The organism is Nitrososphaerota archaeon (genome assembly GCA_011605775.1).
Classification (GTDB): domain Archaea; phylum Thermoproteota; class Nitrososphaeria; order Nitrososphaerales; family JAAOZN01; genus JAAOZN01.
In genome coordinates this window covers 1-4,044 of the sequence record JAAOZN010000039.1, presented here as the reverse complement: position 1 = coordinate 4,044, position 4,044 = coordinate 1, and the positions used below count along the sequence as shown (strand labels likewise).

The following is a 4,044-nucleotide window of genomic DNA, read 5'->3' as shown; positions in this document are numbered from 1 at the left end:
GCAGTAATGGATATAGTAGATACTTGTTTTCAGCGGCCCTTCGCCTCCCTAAAAAATTTGTTCAGCAAAGCAGAGCAGATCTTTAAGCAGAACTTCGGTAACAGACTCTTCCTTTACGCCCCGGGTATGGTAAATTACGAGACAAGCTACTGCAAGAGCAGCCCCCTATCTTTTCCAGCGATATCAATTACCGGTAGGTGGTGCTATCTCAATTGTGAGCACTGTGGAGGCAAGCTTCTTGAAAGCATGTTTCCTGCCAGCTCCCCTGATCAACTTTACCATCTTATGAGGAAGCTTATTGAAAAGGGTGCTAAGGGTTTCCTAGTAAGCGGCGGCTCCAATAAAGAGGGGTATGTGCCGCTTGAACCCTTTCTACCGATGGTGGCTAAGATCAAGCGTGAATTCACTGTTGAGGTGGTCGTCCACTGCGGCTTAGCCCCACCCCCTCTAGTGGATGCGTTGGCAGAGGCTGCGGTAGATGGGGTGCTGGTTGATGTGGTAGGCTCAGACCTAACTTTAAAACAGGTATGCCACCTTGAGCAGCAGGTTGAGGTCTTTGAAGACCTTCTGAAAAGGCTTTCGGACCACTCTTTACCAGTAGTTCCGCATATCGTAGTAGGTATGCATTACGGCAAGATCTTGGGGGAGAAAGCGGCTTTAGAGATTATTTCGAGGTTTCAGCCTGCTGCGGTTGTTATAGTAGCCTTGATGCCCTTAGAGGGAACGGGCATGATGTACGCAACACCAGCGTCGCCAGGAGACATTGGTAGGGTTATGCTGGCTGCTAGGCTCCTCTTGCCCAGCACACCAATTGTGCTAGGCTGCGCCAGACCAAGGGGTGATTCGAGAGTGTCAACAGACGCTTTGGCTGTGAGGTGTGGTGTTAATGGTGTAACATACCCTAGTGATGCACTATTCACTATATGTAAGCGTAAAGGCATTAATCTAATCTTCTCAGAGAAGTGCTGCGGTCTGATCTGGAAAGATATATCTAAGCATGAGGGTAAGGTAGGTGTCTGCTTATGAGAGCAACGTGGAGGCTCTTGGACACAGGTCTAAGAACAGCCGCTGAAAACATGGCTTTAGACGACATAATTCTTGACTGTAGAAGTAGGGATCTGGTTCCAGACACGTTAAGGTTCCTTAGATTCAGCCCCCCAGCTGTCCTCATAGGTTACCACCAAGACGCTCAGCACGAAGTCAGATTTGAATACGTTAGGGCTCACGGGATAGATGTGAATAGGAGAATAACGGGCGGAGGCGCCATCTACTTCGATGAGAACACCATCGGCTGGGAGGTCATAACCTCAAAGGATTCGATAAATAGTTGCGGAGGGGGTGAGGGACTCTTTGAATGGATGTGTAGAGCGCCGATACTAGCTTTAAGGAAACTCGGCTTGAATGCGAAGTTCAGACCAAAGAACGATATAGAAGTTGAGGGGCGGAAGATCTCCGGGACAGGAGGGACTGAGCGCGGAGGCGCTTTCCTCTTTCAAGGCACCTTACTAACCGACTTTGACATAGAATCGATGATCAAGTCACTCAAGATCCCGATCGTTAAGCTGAAGGATAAGGAGATAAAATCGGCGAAGCAGAGGGTAACTTGCATAAAGTGGGAGATCGGCTACACACCGCCCTACGAAGAACTTAAGCGTCTTCTAGTGGAAAGCTTTTCGGAAGTTCTAGGCGTAGATTTTAAGGAGGAGGGGTTGAGTGAAGAAGAGCAGCGCCTACTCCAAGAGAGGCTTCCTTACTTTCAGTCAGAGGATTGGCTCTACCTAGACCGTAGAGCACCGGAAGAAGCGGGTTTGCTTAGGGCTGTGGATAAGGCTGAAGGCGGGTTGGTTGAAGTAGCGTTGACCATAGATAAGAGGGCTAAGGTGATCAAATCTATACTCATCATAGGGGATTTCTTCGCATCACCCATGAAGGGTATACTGGATCTTGAGGCAGCGCTTAAATTCACGAGCTATGAGAAAGAAGAGCTCGAAAGAAATGTTAAAAGGGTGTTCAGGGAAAAGGGCTTAGAGATAATCGGTATAGAGCCTGACTTCATAGTCAATTTAATAACACAAGCTGTAAATAAGACAAGCTTGGAGAGCCTCGGCTTAACCCTAGACGAAACAAACTATATACACGCAGTCAACTTAGATTCAACACCTTTGCTGAATCAAAAATGGGGTTACCTGCTGCTTCCCTACTGCTCAAAACTTGTAAACTGCCCATACCGCAAAGAGGAGGGGTGTGTTCAGTGCGGTTTGTGTAGTGTAGGTGAAGCATACAATCTTGGGTTAGAAGCTGGTTTGACCGTTAAAACGATCCAAAGCTTTGAGCACTTGATGGATGTGTTGAAGGAGATTAAGCAGAAGGGCTTAGCCTACATAGGTTGCTGCTGCGAAGCATTCTTCACAAAACACCTAGAAGAGCTGAGGGATGCTGGTGTCCCAGCGCTACTCTTGGACATAGACGACAAAACCTGCTACGAGCTAGGTAAGGAGGACAAAGCCTACATAGGATCATTCGAGGGTCAGACAACCCTCAAACTCCCCATACTCACAAAGATACTAAACACGTTAAAGTGCAGATCACATTGAACTCTGGATATGATGTGCTTGTAGTAGGTGCAGGACCAGCGGGCTCAGCAGCAGCGATAAAGTGCGCCGAAGAGGGTTTAAGCACACTTTTGATCGATAGAGCCGCTTTAGGTAGGCATAAGCCTTGTGCAGGAATCCTACCTACCGTAGCAACATATGTGCTGGACGAGCTTGGTTTAGAATTATCCTCGACTGTGCTTAGTGAACCAAGCGAGCTTGGCATATTCTACGTTCCGCCTAGCGGTAGAGCGAGCGGAGGGGAGCTAAAGAACTACCGCGTATTTAACTTGGAGAGAGACTTTTTCGACAGATGGCTTGTGGAGAAGGCTGTAGAAGCTGGTGCTCATCTGCAAACAGAAACGACCCTACTAACCCTCAACCAAAGAGAGCAGGTAGAAGCGGCATTAAAAACTGGGAATAGCGTCTCAAAAGTAAAAGTAGGCTACGTTGTAGGTGCTGACGGAGCACACTCTACCGTTAGAAGATACCTAGAAGGTGAACATAAGCAGCAGACTGTACTAACAGTTATGCAAGAGTATTGGGAGGGTGGGGGTGAATTCGGAAACTACTTCTACACAATTCTAAACACAAAGATAACCCCAACCTACGGCTACCTACTAAAGAAGAGGGGCAACCTAATAGTTGGTACTGGCTCCACAGAGCCGAAGCAAGCCGTTACGAGCCTAAGATCCCTGAAAGATTGGCTAGGTAAAGAGTTTGGCTTCAAACCTATTGTGCTCAAGAAAAGGGAGGTCGGTTTCTTACCCTATGGTGACTGCTATCTGGGCTGTGGAAAGATACTACTTGTAGGCGACGCAGCTGGGTTATGTAACAGATTCTCTGGCGAAGGGATAAGATTCGCTTTAGAAAGCGGGATAGCGGCAGCAGAAGCTATTAAGAAGGCGGAAAATGGCGATATGGCCGCGTTAGAAGTTTATAGGAAGCAGATGCAGCCGCTATTAGATTTCGTTAAAGGGACAATATCCCTCCATAGCAAAGATGATTCGTGGAAAGAAGAATTTGTCCTAGCGGAGCTAAAGCGCTCTAACCTATGGTAAATGATAGTGTTTGTTTCTTTGAGCATCTAAAAGATCTTATGCGCACTGAAGCCCATTCACCCTTAGATGCGGACCGCCCTCTGACACTCTACACCCCTTCTCCAAGTTAGGTCTGAGCTGTATTACTCTACCAACAGCATCGATGCGCTTCAAGATGGTTACGATATCACCCCTCAACCTAATCTGCTTAAGAGGGGTCTTCAACTCCTTATTTTCAACCATATATGCTATTTCAGGTGTGAGTTCAAAGGTTCCTTCAGAGAGGTCAACATCACACCTAACAACGCCCTCAACATAGATGCCGCTACGCATATCTTGAATCATCTCATCCACCTTCCAATCCGAAGACTTAAAGTAGACGTTGCTCATCATCGGTGTCGGTGTAGTTCTCT

Annotated in this window: 4 protein-coding genes; 3 read left to right on the top strand and 1 reads right to left on the bottom strand. The window is 47.3% G+C overall.

Annotated elements, in window-relative coordinates:
- Window positions 1-57: 57 nt before the first annotated feature.
- From HA494_03675 to HA494_03665, 3 genes are read left to right on the top strand one after another with little or no spacing between them, the layout of a single operon-like run.
- On the top strand, window positions 58-1,026 hold the full coding sequence (locus tag HA494_03675; GenBank protein NHV96868.1) for a radical SAM protein: 969 nt from the start codon (window positions 58-60) through the stop codon (window positions 1,024-1,026).
- Window positions 1,023-2,594: a DUF116 domain-containing protein gene (locus tag HA494_03670; protein NHV96867.1), complete on the top strand. Its 1,572-nt coding sequence runs from the start codon at window positions 1,023-1,025 to the stop codon at window positions 2,592-2,594. Before HA494_03675 ends, HA494_03670 begins: the two co-directional genes overlap by 4 nt.
- Window positions 2,591-3,652, top strand: coding sequence for an NAD(P)/FAD-dependent oxidoreductase (locus tag HA494_03665; GenBank protein NHV96866.1), 1,062 nt, complete (start codon window positions 2,591-2,593; stop codon window positions 3,650-3,652). The genes HA494_03670 and HA494_03665 overlap by 4 nt, the downstream gene beginning before the upstream one ends.
- A gap of 36 nt (window positions 3,653-3,688) precedes the next feature.
- Here HA494_03665 and HA494_03660 read toward each other — a convergent pair.
- Window positions 3,689-4,044 (bottom strand): hypothetical protein (locus HA494_03660; GenBank protein ID NHV96865.1); only part of this gene is annotated, 356 nt, incomplete at its 5' end.